This is a genomic window from Brevundimonas sp. (assembly GCF_036963785.1).
Classification (GTDB): domain Bacteria; phylum Pseudomonadota; class Alphaproteobacteria; order Caulobacterales; family Caulobacteraceae; genus Brevundimonas.
In genome coordinates, this window is record NZ_JBALUS010000002.1 from 328,843 (window position 1) to 344,136 (window position 15,294).

General features: G+C 66.0%; 16 protein-coding genes. 2 read left to right on the top strand and 14 right to left on the bottom strand.

What is annotated here, in order from left to right; translation table 11 throughout:
- Positions 1-87 precede the first annotated feature (87 nt).
- From lpdA to lipA, 12 genes are all read right to left on the bottom strand, one after another.
- Entirely contained in the window at positions 88-1,494 is a 1,407-nt protein-coding gene (lpdA, locus tag V7672_RS05240; protein ID WP_335623545.1) for a dihydrolipoyl dehydrogenase, read from the bottom strand.
- Positions 1,495-1,504: 10 nt separating this feature from the next.
- A complete protein-coding gene (locus V7672_RS05245) occupies positions 1,505-2,776 on the bottom strand; it encodes a pyruvate dehydrogenase complex dihydrolipoamide acetyltransferase (protein WP_335623546.1) in 1,272 nt (423 codons plus the stop codon).
- Positions 2,777-2,780: 4 nt separating this feature from the next.
- Positions 2,781-4,160 (bottom strand): pyruvate dehydrogenase complex E1 component subunit beta, encoded by a 1,380-nt coding sequence (locus tag V7672_RS05250; protein ID WP_335623547.1) that lies wholly within the window; start codon positions 4,158-4,160, stop codon positions 2,781-2,783.
- Between the two features lie 2 nt (positions 4,161-4,162).
- The gene (pdhA, locus tag V7672_RS05255; protein WP_335623548.1) at positions 4,163-5,182 is read right to left on the bottom strand and encodes a pyruvate dehydrogenase (acetyl-transferring) E1 component subunit alpha; all 1,020 of its coding nucleotides are present in this window, start codon (positions 5,180-5,182) and stop codon (positions 4,163-4,165) included.
- 116 nt (positions 5,183-5,298) lie between these two features.
- Positions 5,299-5,631: an FtsB family cell division protein gene (locus tag V7672_RS05260; protein ID WP_335623549.1), complete on the bottom strand. Its 333-nt coding sequence runs from the start codon at positions 5,629-5,631 to the stop codon at positions 5,299-5,301.
- Positions 5,632-5,742: 111 nt separating this feature from the next.
- On the bottom strand, positions 5,743-7,020 hold the full coding sequence (gene eno, locus V7672_RS05265; protein ID WP_335623550.1) for a phosphopyruvate hydratase: 1,278 nt from the start codon (positions 7,018-7,020) through the stop codon (positions 5,743-5,745).
- Between the two features lie 81 nt (positions 7,021-7,101).
- Complete coding sequence (locus tag V7672_RS05270) at positions 7,102-7,719, bottom strand: hypothetical protein (RefSeq protein WP_335623551.1); 618 nt, start codon at positions 7,717-7,719, stop codon at positions 7,102-7,104.
- A 104-nt stretch (positions 7,720-7,823) separates the two neighbouring features.
- Positions 7,824-8,006, bottom strand: coding sequence for a 50S ribosomal protein L32 (gene rpmF / locus V7672_RS05275; RefSeq protein WP_123286562.1), 183 nt, complete (start codon positions 8,004-8,006; stop codon positions 7,824-7,826).
- Positions 8,007-8,114: 108 nt separating this feature from the next.
- The gene (locus V7672_RS05280) at positions 8,115-9,149 is read right to left on the bottom strand and encodes a GNAT family N-acetyltransferase (protein ID WP_335623552.1); all 1,035 of its coding nucleotides are present in this window, start codon (positions 9,147-9,149) and stop codon (positions 8,115-8,117) included.
- Positions 9,142-10,251 (bottom strand): NAD(P)/FAD-dependent oxidoreductase, encoded by a 1,110-nt coding sequence (locus V7672_RS05285; RefSeq protein ID WP_335623553.1) that lies wholly within the window; start codon positions 10,249-10,251, stop codon positions 9,142-9,144. The genes V7672_RS05280 and V7672_RS05285 overlap by 8 nt, the downstream gene beginning before the upstream one ends.
- The gene (locus tag V7672_RS05290) at positions 10,248-10,700 is read right to left on the bottom strand and encodes a type II toxin-antitoxin system RatA family toxin (protein WP_335623554.1); all 453 of its coding nucleotides are present in this window, start codon (positions 10,698-10,700) and stop codon (positions 10,248-10,250) included. The genes V7672_RS05285 and V7672_RS05290 overlap by 4 nt, the downstream gene beginning before the upstream one ends.
- Before the next feature lie 7 nt (positions 10,701-10,707).
- Positions 10,708-11,670, bottom strand: a complete 963-nt coding sequence (gene lipA / locus V7672_RS05295) for a lipoyl synthase (protein ID WP_335623555.1) — start codon at positions 11,668-11,670, stop codon at positions 10,708-10,710.
- 203 nt (positions 11,671-11,873) lie between these two features.
- Between lipA and V7672_RS05300 the strand changes: the two genes are divergently transcribed.
- Positions 11,874-13,418 (top strand): AMP-binding protein, encoded by a 1,545-nt coding sequence (locus V7672_RS05300; protein WP_335623815.1) that lies wholly within the window; start codon positions 11,874-11,876, stop codon positions 13,416-13,418.
- Between the two features lie 75 nt (positions 13,419-13,493).
- Entirely contained in the window at positions 13,494-13,892 is a 399-nt protein-coding gene (locus V7672_RS05305) for a DoxX family protein (RefSeq protein ID WP_335623556.1), read from the top strand.
- Here the strand turns inward: V7672_RS05305 and ygiD are convergent, their stop codons facing one another.
- Complete coding sequence (gene ygiD, locus V7672_RS05310) at positions 13,893-14,648, bottom strand: 4,5-DOPA dioxygenase extradiol (protein WP_335623557.1); 756 nt, start codon at positions 14,646-14,648, stop codon at positions 13,893-13,895. It abuts the gene before it with no gap.
- Between the two features lie 2 nt (positions 14,649-14,650).
- The gene (wrbA, locus tag V7672_RS05315; protein ID WP_335623558.1) at positions 14,651-15,253 is read right to left on the bottom strand and encodes an NAD(P)H:quinone oxidoreductase; all 603 of its coding nucleotides are present in this window, start codon (positions 15,251-15,253) and stop codon (positions 14,651-14,653) included.
- Positions 15,254-15,294 lie beyond the last annotated feature (41 nt).

Sequence of the window (15,294 nt, forward strand, 5' to 3'; positions counted from 1 at the left end):
TAGGTCCGCAACGGTCGGAGGTGCAAGGACAAAGGCCCCTGCCCCCACCTTACAAATCGCTCATGTTCGGCCCCGCGGCGCGTGATCCTAGATGTGGATCACGCGGCCGTAGGCATCCAGAGCGGCCTCGTGCATGGCCTCGGACATGGTCGGGTGCGGATAGACGATGCCGTGGATGTCTTCCTCGGTCGCCTCCAGCGTGATGGCGGTCACATAGCCCTGGATCATCTCGGTGACCTCAGCGCCGATCATATGGGCCCCGATCAGGGCGCCGGTCTTCGCGTCAAAGATGGTCTTCACAAAGCCCTCGGTCTCGCCCGAGGCGATGGCCTTGCCGTTCACCTTGAAGGGGAAGCGGCCGATCTTGACCTCGCGCTTCTCCTCTTTCGCCTGCTGCTCGGTGATCCCGACCGAGGCGACCTGGGGCTGGGCATAGGTGCAGCCGGCGATGGGCGAATGGACGTTGGGGGTCTTGAAGCCGGCGATGTGTTCAGCGGCGTGGATGCCCTCATGCGAGGCCTTGTGCGCCAGCCAGGGGGCGCCGGCGCAGTCGCCGATGGCGTAGAGGCCCTTCACATTGGTCTGGCAGTGGCCGTCGATGGTGATGTGGCCGCGGTCCATGTTGACGCCCAGCGCCTCCAGTCCGATGCCGTCGGTGTTGGCGGTGATGCCGACGGCCGAGATGCAGACCTCGGCCTCAAGCGTTTCGGCCTTGCCGCCCGCCTCGATGGCGACCTTCACGCCCGACTTGTCCTTGCTGACCCTGGTCACCTTGCAGCCGGTGCGGAATTTCATGCCGCGCTTTTCGAACGCCTTCTGGGCGGCCTTGGAGACCTCGATATCCTCGACCGGCATGATGCGATCAACGGCTTCGACAACCGTGACCTCGGCGCCGAGCGCGCGATAGAAGCTGCCGAACTCGATGCCGATGGCACCCGAGCCGATCACGACGACGGACTTGGGCATGAATTTCGGCGCCATGGCCTCGCGATAGGCCCAGATGCGATCGCCATCGGCTTCCAGGCCGATCTGGGGAATGGCGCGGGCGCGGGCGCCGACCGCCAGCATGACGGCCTTGGCCTCGATCGAGCGGCTGCCGCCAGCCTTGAGGTCGATCACGACCCTGGGCGCTGCCTTGCCCTTTTCCAGCTTCGCCGTGCCCTCGATGACCTCGATCTTGTTCTTCTTCATCAGGAAGCCGACGCCGCTGTTCAGCTGTTTGGCGACGTTGCGCGACCGCTGGATGATGGCGTCAAAGTCGAAACCGACCTTGTCGGCGGAAAGCCCATAGTCCTTGAGGTGGCTCAGGCTCTCGTATTTCTCACCCGACTTCAGAAGGGCCTTGGTGGGGATACAGCCCCAGTTCAGGCAGATGCCGCCCAAGTTCTCGCGCTCGACGATAGCGACCTTCTGGCCCAGCTGGCTGGCGCGAATGGCCGCCACATAGCCGCCCGGGCCCGAGCCGATGACGATGAGATCGAAGGTATCAGCCACGGTGTCGTCCTTACGCCAGCATCGTCACGGGGTTTTCGATCATCGGCTTGAAGGCCTGCAGGAAGCGGGCGCCGATGGCGCCGTCGACGACGCGGTGATCGCAGGTCAGGGTGACGGTCATGACGGTGGCGACCGCCAGGCTGTCGCCGCGCACGACGGGGCGCTTCTCCCCTGCCCCCACGCTCATGATCGCACCCTGGGGCTCGTTGAGGATCGAGGCGAACGACTTGATGCCGAACATGCCGAGGTTCGAGACCGAGAAGGTGCCGCCCTGGAATTCCTCGGGCTTCAGCTTGCGGTCGCGGGCGCGCTTGGCCAGGTCCTTGGACTCGGTGGCGATCTCGGCCAGCGACTTGGTCTCGGCCGCACGGATGATGGGCGTGATCAGGCCGCCGTCGATGGCCACCGCCATGGCCACATCGGCATGGTGGTGCATGGCGATGCCTTCCGACGAATAGCTGGCATTGGCTTCGGGCACGGCCTTCAGGGCCATGGCGACGGCTTTCATGATGAAGTCGTTGACCGAGACCTTGATGCCCTGCGGCTCCAGCAGGGCATTGACCTGGGCGCGCGCGGCCAACAGGCCGTCGATCTCGCAGTCGATGGTCAGGGGGAAGTGCGGCACGTCGCGGAAGCTGGCGGTCAGGCGGCGGGCGATGGCCTTGCGCATGCCGTCCAGCGGGACGAGGTCGTAGCTGCCGTCCGGGATACCCATCTGGGCCAGCGACTGGACCTTGCGGGGTTCGCCGGCCGAGGCCGTCGCGCCCCTGGCCGCGGCGCCCTTGCCGGCGGCTTCCACATCGGCCTTGACGATACGGCCGTGCGGGCCGGTGCCCTTGAGGGTCTTCAGGTCCAGCCCGGCGTCTTTCGCCAGACGACGCGCCAACGGAGAGGCGAAGATGCGCTCACCGTCCTTGGCGGGCGCGCGCGGGGCCTTGGTGGCCTCGGCCTTGTCCGCTGCGGGCTCAGGCTTGGGCTCGGGCTTCGCTTCGGCCTTGGACTCGTCCTTCGCCGGTTCGGCCGTCTTGGGCGCGGGTGCGGCGTCGTCGCCGGCCAGCCGGGCGATCGGAGTGTTGACCTTCACGCCTTCGGTCCCCGCCTCGACCAGGATCTCGAGCACTTCGCCTTCGTCGACGGCCTCGACCTCCATGGTCGCCTTGTCGGTCTCGATCTCGGCGATGACGTCCCCGGCCGCGACGGTGTCGCCGACCTTGACGTGCCATTTGGCCAGAACGCCCTCTTCCATCGTGGGCGACAGGGCGGGCATCAGGATGTCGGTCATGGGATCAGGCCTCCCGCGCCGTGACAGCCTTCACGGCTTTCACGATCTTGTCGACGCCCGGCAGCGACAGGGCCTCCAGATTGGCGGCATAGGGCAGCGGCACGTCTTCCTGATGCACGCGCAGCGGCGGCGCATCCAGATAGTCAAAGGCGTGCTCGATCACCCGGGCCACGACCTCGGCGCCAACGCCCATGGGGCCCCAGCCTTCCTCGGCCGAGACCAGACGGTTGGTCTTCTTCACGCTCTCGACGATGGTCTCGTGATCCAGCGGGCGCAGGGTGCGCAGGTCGATGACCTCGGCCTCGATCCCCTCCTCCGCGAGCTTTTCAGCGGCCTGCAGGGCAAAGCCGACCATGCGGCTGTGGGCGGTGATGGTGACGTCGGTGCCTTCGCGGCGGACCTTGGCCTTGCCGATCGGCAGGACATAGTCGTCGACCTCGGGCACATCGAACTCGAGGCCGTACATCATCTCATGTTCGAGGAAGACGACCGGGTTCGGATCACGGATGGCGGCCTTCAGCAGGCCCTTGGCGTCGGCGGCGTCATAGGGGGCAATGACCTTGAGGCCGGGCACCTGGGCGTACCAGGCGGAATAGTCCTGGCTGTGCTGGGCGCCGACGCGGCTGGCCGCGCCGTTGGGTCCGCGGAACACGATGGGCGCCCGGATCTGGCCGCCCGACATATAGAGGGTCTTGGCCGCCGAGTTGATGATGTGGTCGATGGCCTGCATGGCGAAGTTGAACGTCATGAACTCGACGATCGGCTTCAGCCCCGCCATGGCGGCGCCCACACCCAGGCCGGCGAAGCCGTGCTCGGTGATCGGCGTGTCGACGACGCGCTTGTCGCCGAACTCCTGCAGCAGTTCGCGGCTGACCTTATAGGCACCCTGATACTGGGCCACTTCCTCGCCGATCAGGAAGACGCTTTCGTCGCGGCGCATTTCCTCGGCCATGGCGTCGCGCAGGGCGTCGCGGATGGTGGTCTTGACCAGCTTGGCGTCGGCCGGGATTTCCGGGTCCTTCAGCTCGGTCTTCGGCTTGACCGGCGCATCGGCAGGCGCGCCCTCGACCGGAGCGTCGGATTTGGCGTCGGCGGTGTCGTCCGCCTTTTCGGCTTCAGGCTTGGGCGCGGGCGCGGCGGCGCCGTCCTCACCGGCCAGACGGGCGATGGGGGTATTGACCTTCACGCCCTCGGAGCCCTCGGCCACGAGGATTTCCAGCACTTCACCCTCGTCGACGGCCTCGACCTCCATGGTCGCCTTGTCGGTCTCGATCTCGGCGATCACATCGCCGGCCGAGACCGTGTCCCCCGCCTTGATGTGCCATTTGGTCAGCGTGCCCTCTTCCATCGTGGGCGACAGCGCCGGCATCAGAATGTCGGTCACGTTCAGGCCTCCACGTAGACGTCAGTATAGAGCTCGGAGGGGTCCGGCTCGGGGCTTTCCTGGGCGAACTGGACGGCCTCGGCGACGATACCCTTGATCTCGGCGTCGATGGCCTTGATCTCGTCCTCGGTGGCCTTGGCCTCGGCCAGCAGCTTCTTCACATGCTCGATCGGGTCGCGGGTGGACTTCATTTCGTCCACCTCCTCCTTGGCCCGGTATTTGGCGGGATCCGACATGGAGTGGCCGCGGTAGCGATAGGTCTTCATCTCCAGGATGTAGGGACCGCCGCCTTCGCGGGCGCGCTTGACCGCCTTGGCCACCGCGTCGCGCACGGCGATGACGTCCATGCCGTCGACCTGTTCGCCCGGGATGCCGAAGCTGGCGCCACGCTCGCTGAGCTGCGTCGTCGAGGACGAGCGCTCAATCGAGGTGCCCATGGCGTACTGGTTGTTCTCGATGATGTAGATGGCCGGCAGCTTCCACAACTGGGCCATGTTGAAGCTCTCATAGACCTGGCCCTGGTTGGCCGCGCCGTCGCCGAAATAGACGAAGGCGACCGAGTCATCGCCGCGATAGCGTCCGGCGAAGGCCAGGCCAGTGCCGAGCGCGACCTGGGCACCGACGATGCCGTGGCCGCCATAGAAGCCGGTCGGCACATCGAACATGTGCATCGAGCCGCCCTTGCCCTTGGACGAGCCACCGATGCGGCCGGTCAGTTCGGCCATGACCTCCTTCGGATCCATGCCGGCGCACAGCATATGGCCGTGGTCGCGATAGCCGGTGATGATCTTGTCGTGGCCCTGTTTGACGCTTTCCTGCACGCCGACGGCCACGGCTTCCTGACCGATATAGAGGTGACAGAAGCCGCCGATCAGGCCCATGCCGTACAGCTGGCCCGCCCGCTCCTCGAAGCGGCGGATCAGCACCATCTCGCGGTAGTAGCGCAGCAGGTCTTCCTTGGTCGCGGCGGGGCCGTTGGACCGTTTGGCAGACGTCGATTTCTGTGCGGCGGCTTTCGCCATCCGGGCCTCCCGGCGTTGCGGCCCGTCGCCCATGCGCGCGCCTGTCATTACGAAAGCGGCTTTAGCAGCCTTCGTTCCGAAAACGCAAAGCGGCCCGTCCGGGCTGTAACATTAGTTTAGAGACTGGGAGCAACCTGTGTGGCCACCGGTGTCGCAAGGCTGACCCGGATCACATGATCGTCAGGGTCGGCATAGCCCAGCAGCACCCGCGCGCGCTCTTCCAGCAGGTCGCGCGACAGGTGGTCGGTCTGGAGATAGCGAACACGGAGTTCCAGGTCCTGGCGCTCCTCGGTCAGCTGCAGATAGGCGGCTTCGCGTTTGGCCAGGGTGGCGGCACGTTCGTCGCCGGTCAGCAGGCCGTACTGCCCCGTCAGAGCCTGCACCCCCAGATAGAGGACACTCAACACAAGCAAGGCGGAGAGGACGTAGGGTTTCATCCGTTCAGGCACTGAGAACGCTCCTTCTGAGCGTGAACTATGGTTCTCAATACCTGCACGAAAATGCCTAACGAACCGTAGCTTGGCCGTAGGATTTCAGCGGAAAGCGACGCTGGAGCGCGCTTATTTCAGCAGCATGCCGTCGCCGAAATAGAGGCCCTGGTCGCCCAGCATCTCCTCGATGCGCAGCAGCTGGTTGTATTTGGCCGTGCGGTCCGAGCGGGCCAGCGATCCGGTCTTGATCTGGCCGCAGTTGGTGGCGACCGCGAGATCGGCGATGGTCGAGTCCTCGGTCTCGCCCGATCGGTGGCTCATCACGGCGGTGTAGCCCGCGCGGTGGGCCATATCGACCGCATCCAGAGTCTCGGAAAGCGTGCCGATCTGATTGACCTTGATCAGGATTGAGTTGGCCAGCCCCTCGCCGATGCCGGCCGCCAGACGCACCGGATTGGTCACGAACAGATCGTCGCCAACCAGCTGGATCTTGTCGCCCAGACGATCGGTCAGCAGCTTCCAGCCGTCGAAATCATCCTCGGCGCAGCCATCCTCGATCGAGACGATCGGGAAGCGCTCACACAGGTCGGCCAGATAGGCGACCATGCCGTCCGATTCGAGCGTCTTGCCTTCGCCCTCAAGGCGGTACTTGCCGTCCTTGTAGAATTCGGTCGACGCGACATCGAGACCAAGGTGGAAGTCCTCGCCCGCCAGATAGCCGGCCGCCTGGCCCGCCTTGGTGATGAACTCCAGCGCGGCCTCGGCCGAGCCCAGATTCGGAGCGAAGCCGCCCTCGTCACCGACGTTGGTGTTGTGCCCCGCATCCTTCAGCGCCTTCTTGAGCGCGTGGAAGATTTCGGTGCCCATACGCAGGGCTTCGGAGAAGCTTTCCGCACCGGTCGGCAGGATCATGAACTCCTGTATGTCGATCGGATTGTCGGCGTGGGCCCCGCCGTTGATGATGTTCATCATCGGGGTCGGCAGGATGCGGGCGGTGACGCCGCCGATATAGCGGTGCAGCGGCAGGCCGGCCGACATGGCGCTGGCCTTGGCGCAGGCCAGGCTGACCCCGAGGATGGCATTGGCGCCCAGACGGCCCTTGTTGGCTGTGCCGTCGAGGCCGATCAGGGTTTCGTCGATCCGGCGCTGGTCTTCGGCATCCAGACCACTGAGGGCGTCGAAGATCTCACCGTTGACGGCGTCGACCGCCTTCATGACGCCCTTGCCGCCCCACAGGGACTTGTCGCCGTCGCGGAGTTCAACGGCCTCGTGTGCGCCGGTGGAGGCCCCCGACGGCACCGCCGCGCGTCCGAAAGCGCCGTCCTCCAGCGTCACATCGACCTCGACCGTGGGGTTGCCCCGGCTGTCCAGAATCTGGCGGGCGGTGATGTCGGCGATGTCGGTCATGGCGTTCGGCTCGGGGCTATGAAGGATCAGGTCGCGCGGGTGTAGCGCAGCCCCGGCCAAACGCCAATCAGGCGGACGCGATCAGAGGCAGCCTTCGACGTACTGGATCGAGGGCCCGCCCGCATGGATGGCCATGACCGTGCCGTCAGAGCCGATTTCATAGACGATCCCGCGGGCGGTCTCGTCCTCGATGTAGCCCTCGCCGCCGCCCCGACTCCAGACCGTGATGTATTCGGCGGGCGCGGACTGGTATTTGTGCGGCGTAACCTGCGCCTGATCGCCATAGGCGGCCTTGACCCGCTCGGCCGGGTCACCGACGCGGAGGCCCTTGTCGGTCGTGATGTCGGACTCATCGCCCAGCGAAATCCGGGTCAGGCGGTCGTTCTGGACCATCAGCAGCATGCCTTCCGGGGCGCGCTCGGGGCGGAACTGGTCGCAGCTTTCGGGGTCAGGGCCACCCACGGCGTCGGGGTTGGCGTCCTCACCCAGGGCCTCAACGATTTCCGCCCGGGTCATGCCGATCCGCAGGGCTTCCCAGCCCTCACCGGTCAGGTTGGGCCCGGCCGCCAAATCCGGCGCGGGATCCGCCGTCGTCGGCGGCGGTGTCGGCTGGGCAGGGGCTTCCGTTTCAGGGCTGCAGGCCGCCAGCAGGGCGATCATTCCGGCAGCGCCGAGAAGCTGTTTCAGACGGTGTGACATGTGATGACTCTCCCTCGTCGACGGCTCAACGCGCAAAACGCCGCCCGGGTGCCCCGGACGGCGTTAAAATATGCAGACAGAAAGGTGTCGCCGAAGCGAGCGACCTAGTCTTCCTTGGGCGTCAGAACCTGGCGGCCGCGATAGGTGCCGGTCTTCAGGTCGATGTGGTGCGAGCGACGCAGCTCGCCCGTGTCCTTGTCCTCGACGTGCGGGTTGGAGCCCAGCGAGTCGTGGGCGCGGCGCATATTGCGACGCGAGGGGGATACTTTGCGCTTCGGAACGGCCATTTCCGTCTCAATCTTGGTTAGAGGCACCCGTCAGGGCGCGAAAACAATTGCGGCGGCCCAGAAGAGCCGCCAGCGGAGGGCGGCTTATGCCTCAACCCGCGCCGGAGTTCAAGCGTCTGTGCGCCCCAGCCATTCCTCGCGCGAAACGGCGTAGAAATAGCTGTTCTTCCACTCGCCGCCCACATTCCAGGTGCGCTCGGCAAAGCCGGTGCGGCGAAAGCCGAGGCTTTCAAGCAGGCGAATCGAGGCGGCATTGTCGGGATCGACGTCGGCCGTGGCCTCACCATGGTCCGTCAGGGCGAACAGGCGATGCAGAACCGCGATCACGGCCTCGCGCGCCAGCCCCTGCCCCCAGTGGTCGGGATGGAGGATGTAGCCGATGTCCGGGGCCTTCCAGAAACCGGCCTTGCCGATCACCTTGCCGTCGCGCTCGATCAGGAAGTCGAGGCCGGAGTCTTGATGCGCAATCATACTGTCCAGCCAGGCGCGGGTCTGGTCGAGGGTTTCGTGCGGCGGGGACGACCACCAGGTCATGGCCTCGGGGCGGGTGAAGACGGCGTGCAGGGCGCCCGCGTCATCCAGCCGGGCCGGCCGCAGCACCAGCCGCTCCGTGACGATCCGGTCCAGCGGCTTCTCCAGCACGGTGAAGGCCAGGTCGTCGCGTTTGGGCAGGCCGAAGCGCGGATCGGTGGCAGGAAAGGGCCGGGTCTCGTCCGTGCGCCGATAGTCCCGCCGCTGATACCAGGCGATCAACTCGTGCCGGTGGACGATGACGGTCATCTCCATCCGGCGGGTCTGGAACTGGCGGAAGGCGTGGGCTTCGGCGGCGGCAATCAGACGGCGGCCCAGCCCCTTAGCCTGCAGGGACGGATCCACGGTCAGCATGCCGAGATAGGCCAGACCCTCGCCGCGATCGGTGATGTGAACGCAGCCGGTCAGGGTCTCGCCGTCGGTGGCGACCAGCACGACCTGACCGGGCGTGGTGATGGCTGAGCGGAGGGAGTCGCGGTCGATGCGACTGCCGTCCAGAAGGTCGGCCTCATGCGTCCAGCCGCGCCGGGCGCTGTCACCGCGATAGGCGGCGTGAACGAGGGCGTGCAACGCCTCAAGGTCGTCAGGTGTGGCGGGCCGGACCTCAGACATTCAGCCGGTCCGCTACGATTTCCCCGAGCGCCAGCGAACTGGTCAGGCCGGGGCTCTCGATACCGAACAGGGCCATCAGACCGTCGAGGCCGTGCACTTCGGCCCCATGGAGCTGGAAATCAGGCTGATCCTCGCCTTCCCCATGCAGCTTGGGCCGGATGCCGGCATAGTCCGGGACCAGACGTTCGGCCTCAACACTTGGCCAGAAGCGACGGATATAGTGGGCAAAGACGTCCCGTTTGGCCGGATCGACGGCATAATCCTCGGCCTCGACGAAGGCCAGGTCAGGGCCGAACACGCCCTGACCGCCCAGATCCTTGCGGTAGTGGGTGCCCAGGGCCCCTGCGATGGGCGGCGGATAGATCAGGCGGTTGAAAGGGGCCGCGCCCGTCAGACGGAAATAGACGCCCTTGCCGAAATGGCCTTCGGGGATGCGGTCGGCCGGATAGCCCTCGATCGAGCGGGCGACGGCCTGGGCCGACAGGCCGGGCGCCGTGATCAGCAGGCGGCTGGTGACCGTCATGGCCCCCTCCCCGCCCACCCGGATCGAGAAGCCGCCCCCGGCCAGCGGTTCGCCCCCCTCGAGCGGTGCCGAGACGACCACAGACCCGCCCGCGTCCTCAATCTCGCCTTGCAGCGCCAGCATATAGCCGTGGCTGTCGAAGACGCCGCTCTCGGCTGACAGGATGGCGGCATGGGCATTGAGCGCAGGCTCGAGCGCCCGGGCCTGGTCGCCGGTCAGATGCTCCAGCCCCTCGACGCCGTTGGTTGTGGCCTGCCGGAAGATGGCCTCGATGCGCGCGACCTCGGCCGCCTCGGTGGCGACGACCAGCTTGCCGCATTTCCAGTGATCGACCTTGCGACTCTCCAGAAAGGCATAGAGAAGCCGCCGCCCCTCGACGCAGGCGCGCGCCTTCAGCGATCCGGTCGGATAGTAGAGCCCGCCGTGGATGACCTCGGAGTTGCGTGACGAGACGCCCTGGCCGATGTGGGCTTCCTTCTCGAGGACCAGCACCGTCAGGCCGCGCTTCGACAACGCCCGTCCGCAGGCAAGCCCGACAGCCCCTGCCCCGACGACCGTGGCATCGAAGTCGAAGGTCATGACGCGCCGTAGCGCCGCGCCGCCTCGGCCTCGAACCGGCGGATCAGGGACTCGACTGCGCGGTCGAAATTGGCCTTCAGCATGGCGTCGAGCAGGGGTGATCGAAAGGCGAAGTCGATCATGAACTCCAGCCGCGCGCCCTCCGGGTGCGGGAAGAAGGCCCAGCGGTTCTTCAGATGTTTGAACGGCCCGCGGATCAGGCCGACCTCGACCTTCGACTGATTGGCGTCATGCCGGACCCAGGTCGAGAATCGCTCTTTCAGGAAGGCAAAGCCGACCCCGGCCTCGGCATCCAGCAGGCTGACGCCGGGGGCTTCCTCGCGCGCGTTCCAGACCCGCATGGAGGTGACCCAGGGCACAAAGTCCGGATAGGCGCGCACGTCGGCGACCAGCGCGGCCAGCTGGTCGGGCGCATACGGCAGAATGCGGGTCAGGGTGTGGACGGCCAAGCGGGGCTCAGCGTCCGGTTTGGGCCAGTCGCGCCGCCTTCAGCCGGGCGAAGTCGTCCCCGGCGTGGTGCGAGCTGCGGGTCAGGGGCGAGGACGACACCATCAGGAATCCCTTGGCGCGGGCGATGGCCTCGTAGGACTTGAACTCGTCCGGGGTGACGAACCGGTCGATGGCAGCGTGCTTGCGGGTCGGCTGCAGATATTGGCCGATGGTGATGAAGTCGACGCCGGCGCTGCGCATGTCGTCCATCACCTGCATGACCTCTTCCTTGGTCTCGCCGAGGCCGACCATGATGCCGGACTTGGTGAACTGGTTGGGGTCGCGCTCCTTGACCTGCTGCAGCAGGCGCAGGGAGTGGAAGTAGCGGGCGCCGGGCCGGATCTTCAGATACAGGCGCGGCACGGTTTCGAGGTTGTGATTGAAGACGTCGGGCCTGGCGTCGATCATCACCTCGGCTGCGCCATCCTTGCGCAGGAAGTCGGGCGTCAGGATCTCGATGGTCGTGTTCGGCGCCTGGATGCGGATCTGGCGCACGACCTCGGCGAAATGGGCCGCGCCGCCATCCGAGACATCGTCCCGGTCGACGCTGGTGATGACGACGTGGTTCAGACCCAATTGCGCCACGGCCAGACCGACCTTGGCCGGCTCTTCCGGGTCAAGCGGGTCGGGCAGGCCGGTCTTGACGTTGCAGAAGGCGCAGGCCCGCGTGCAGGTGTCGCCCATGATCATCAGGGTGGCGTGCTTCTGGCTCCAGCACTCGCCGATATTGGGGCAGGCCGCCTCCTCGCAGACCGTGACGAGCCCCTTGTCCTTAACGATGGCCTTGGTGGCGTTGTACTGGCCCGAACCGGGCGCCTTCACCCGCAGCCAGTCGGGCTTCTTCAGCACAGGGCTTTCCGGCCGATTGCGCTTTTCCGGGTGGCGCAGTTCGGCGGGCGACCGTTGCAGGGTGTCGATCAGGGTGACCATGGCGTCGGGGCTTCGGCGGCAGCGTAAGGGCTCAAGAGCCGCTATGTCGGCCTTCGGCACCCGGATGGCAAGCCGCAAGGGCCTTTCGCGTGTCCTCACGCCGTGTAACTTATCTTTTCAAGGCGCGTTCGGGTCTCTAGTTTGCCCCGTCAGCAAGGAGGGGCGCCAGACCCCTCACAGGGAGGTATCGTTTGTCGTCAGACATGCACGCCAGGGCCGTTCAGGAAACCATCTTCGACGCCCTCATCGCGGCACGGGACACCTATGGCGACAAGCCGATCCTGGAGGACCAGGATCGCAATCCGCTGACCTATACGGGACTGATCCGCGCCGCGATGGTCCTGGGCCGCAAGATCGCCGCCGTTACGGAGCCGGGCGAACGGGTCGCCATCCTGTTGCCGTCCAGCTCGGGCGTCGTGGTCACCTTCTATGGCCTGCACGCCATGGGACGCGTCCCGGTGATGCTGAACTTCACCTCGGGCGAGATGAACCTGAAGGCCGCGATCAAGGCTTCGGGCGTCAAGCGTATCCTGTCGGCCAAGCGGTTCATCACCCAGGCCAAGCTGGAGGATCTGACCGAAAGCCTGGCCGAGGTCGCCGAGATCATCTGGCTGGACGATATCCGCAAGACCATCGGCCTGCCGGACAAGCTGTTCGGCCTGATGGCCGGCTTTTTCCCCAAACAGTTCCGCGTGGAGACCCAGCCGGGCGGTCCGGGCGTGATCCTGTTCACCTCGGGCAGCTTCGGCAGCCCCAAGGGCGTGATGCTGAGCCAGTCGAACCTGGTCTCGAATGTGCGCCAGGTGGCCACCCACATCGACCTTGATCCCGACTGGGTGGTGTTCAATCCGCTGCCGACCTTCCACTGCTTCGGCCTGACGGGGGGCGTGCTGCTGCCGCTGCTGACGGGGATGAAGGCGTTCCAGTACCCTTCGCCCCTGCATGCCAAACAGATCGTCGAGCTTCTGCCGCAGGTGAAGGCGTCGATCCTGTTCGCCACCGACACCTTCCTGAACCAGTATGCGCGGGTCGCTGGTCCGGATGATTTCGCGACGCTGCAGTTCGTGGTGGCCGGCGCGGAACGGGTCCGGGACGAGACCCACCACCTGTTCAACACGCGGTTCGGCGGCCTGAAGCTGCTGGAAGGCTATGGGGCGACCGAGGCGGCACCGGTCGTCGCGGTCAATCACCCCGATCGCAACCGTCCGGGCAGTGTCGGCCAGATGCTGCCGGATATGGAGTGGCGGGTTGATCCCGTCCCCGGCATCGACACCGGCGGGCGCCTGTATCTGAGGGGGCCCAATGTCATGGCGGGCTATATTTCGCCTGACGATCCCGACCGGCTGGAGCCGCTCAAGGACGGCTGGCACGACACCGGCGACATCGTGGATATCGACGCCGACGACTATGTCAGCATCCTTGGCCGGGTGAAGCGCTTCGCCAAGGTGGGCGGCGAGATGATCAGCCTGATGGCGGTCGAGGGGCTGGCCAGCGCCGTCTGGCCGGAATCACGCCACGCCGTGGTCGCCGTGCCGGACAGCCGCAAAGGCGAAAAGCTGGTGCTGGTCACCGACCGTATGGATGCGGATTCGGCGCGCCTGTCTGAATGGGCGCGCAGTCATGGCGCGCCGGACCTGGCCGTTCCCAAGCGGATCATCAGGGTGAAGGAAGTCCCGGTTCTGGGCACGGGCAAGACCGACTATGTCGCCATCCAGCGCATGGTCGAGTCCGAGGCCGAAGCCGCCTGAGCGCCATCATAACGGCGATTGATCTGAAACCGTAGCCATTGCAGTCTGCCCGTCCAATCAAGGGAGGCTGTCACCATGTTCGATTCGCTTGAGCGTCACCGTCCTACGGCCCTGGCGGGCCTTCGGATCATCACCGGTCTCATGTTCATGCAGCACGGGACCCAGAAGATTTTCTCCTTCCCGGCCGAGGCACGGGGACCTTTCGAGCTGATGAGCCAGATGGGCATCGGCGGCGTGCTTGAGCTGGTCGGCGGCGCGCTGATCGTGCTGGGCCTGTTCACCCGTCCGGTCGCCTTCCTGCTGTCCGGCATGATGGCTGTGGCCTACTTCCAGTTCCACGCCATGTCGGGCGGCCTGTTCCCGATGGTCAACGGTGGAGAGCTGGCGGCGCTCTACTGCTGGGTCTTCCTGTTCCTCTTCTTCGCCGGCCCGGGGGCCTTCAGCGTCGACGGCATGCTGGCGAAGAAGCGCTGATCAGCCGATCCGGACTCCGGTCATCGAGATCGATCCGCCCTCGATCCGGTCGTTGAAGAAGACGACCGGATCGTCGGCCCGGGCCTGCGCGGCCACATAGAGCAGCGGCAGGAAATGCTCGTCCGTGGGGACGCTGAGCGCGGCATTCTCCGCAATGTCCATCCAGTGGATCAGACGGTCGTGATCCCCGGCTACAAGGGCGGCCTTGACCGCCTCGTTGAACGACACCGCCCAGTCGTAGGGCTCGCCGCCCTCGCGCTTCCAGGTCCGCAGATTATGCACAAAGTCGCCGGATCCGGCGATGACGATGCCCTCGTCCCGCAGGGCATTCAGGCGCGTGGCCAGGTCATAGTGACCCTGGGCGTCCAGATCGCGGTTCAGCGACAGCTGCACCACAGGCACGTCGGCATCAGGCCAGACATGGGCCAGGACGGACCATGCGCCGTGGTCGAGTCCCCACTGGTCCGTGGAAGTCGCGCCTGTCAGGTCGGCGACCCGCGCCGCAAGCTCGGGAGAGCCGGGCGCGGGATACTGAAAGGCATGCAGTTCGGGCGGGAAGCCGCCGAAATCGTGGATCGTCTCAGGCCTCGCCATGGCGGTGACGGCCGACCCACGGGTCTCCCAGTGGGCCGAAATCATCACCACGCCGCGGGGCTTGCCGAGATCCTGCCCCAGCCTTTGCCATGCTTCGGCGTAAGCGCCGCCCAGAGCGTTCATGGGCGACCCGTGGCCGAAAAAGACAGCCGGCGTCGGCATGATCAGCCGAACAGTTTCTTCGCGGTCTCGGCCGCCAGACGGCCCTGGAAGCGGGCGCCTTCCAGTTCGTTGTCGCTGGGCATGCGCGAGCCGTCACCGCCGGTGATGGTCGTGGCCCCATAGGGCGAACCGCCGGTGATCTCGTCCATCCGCATCTGGCCCTGCCAAGTGTAGGGCAGGCCCACCACCAGCATGCCGTGGTGCATGATCGTCTGGATCAGGCCGATGAGGGTCATTTCATTGCCGCCGTGCTGGGTGGCGGTCGAGGTAAAGGCGCCGCCGACCTTGCCGGCCAGCTTGCCATTGGCCCAGAGCCCGCCGGTCTGGTCCAGGAAGTTCCGCATCTGGGAGGCAGCGGTGCCATAGCGGGTGCCTGCCCCGATCAGGATGGCGTCATAGTCGGCCAGGTCCTCGACCTTGGCGATGGGGGCTTCCTGATCCAGCTTGTAGCCGCTCTTCTTCGCCAGCTCCTCGGGGACCAGTTCGGGCACGCGCTTGATGTCGACGACCGCGCCGTCAACCTCGCGCGCGCCCTCGGCGATGGCCTCGGCCATGCGCTCCACGTGTCCGTAGGTCGAATGATAGAGGACGAGAACCTTGGGCATAGAAGCCTCCTTGTAATATGTAACCGTTACAGTGTCGAAAT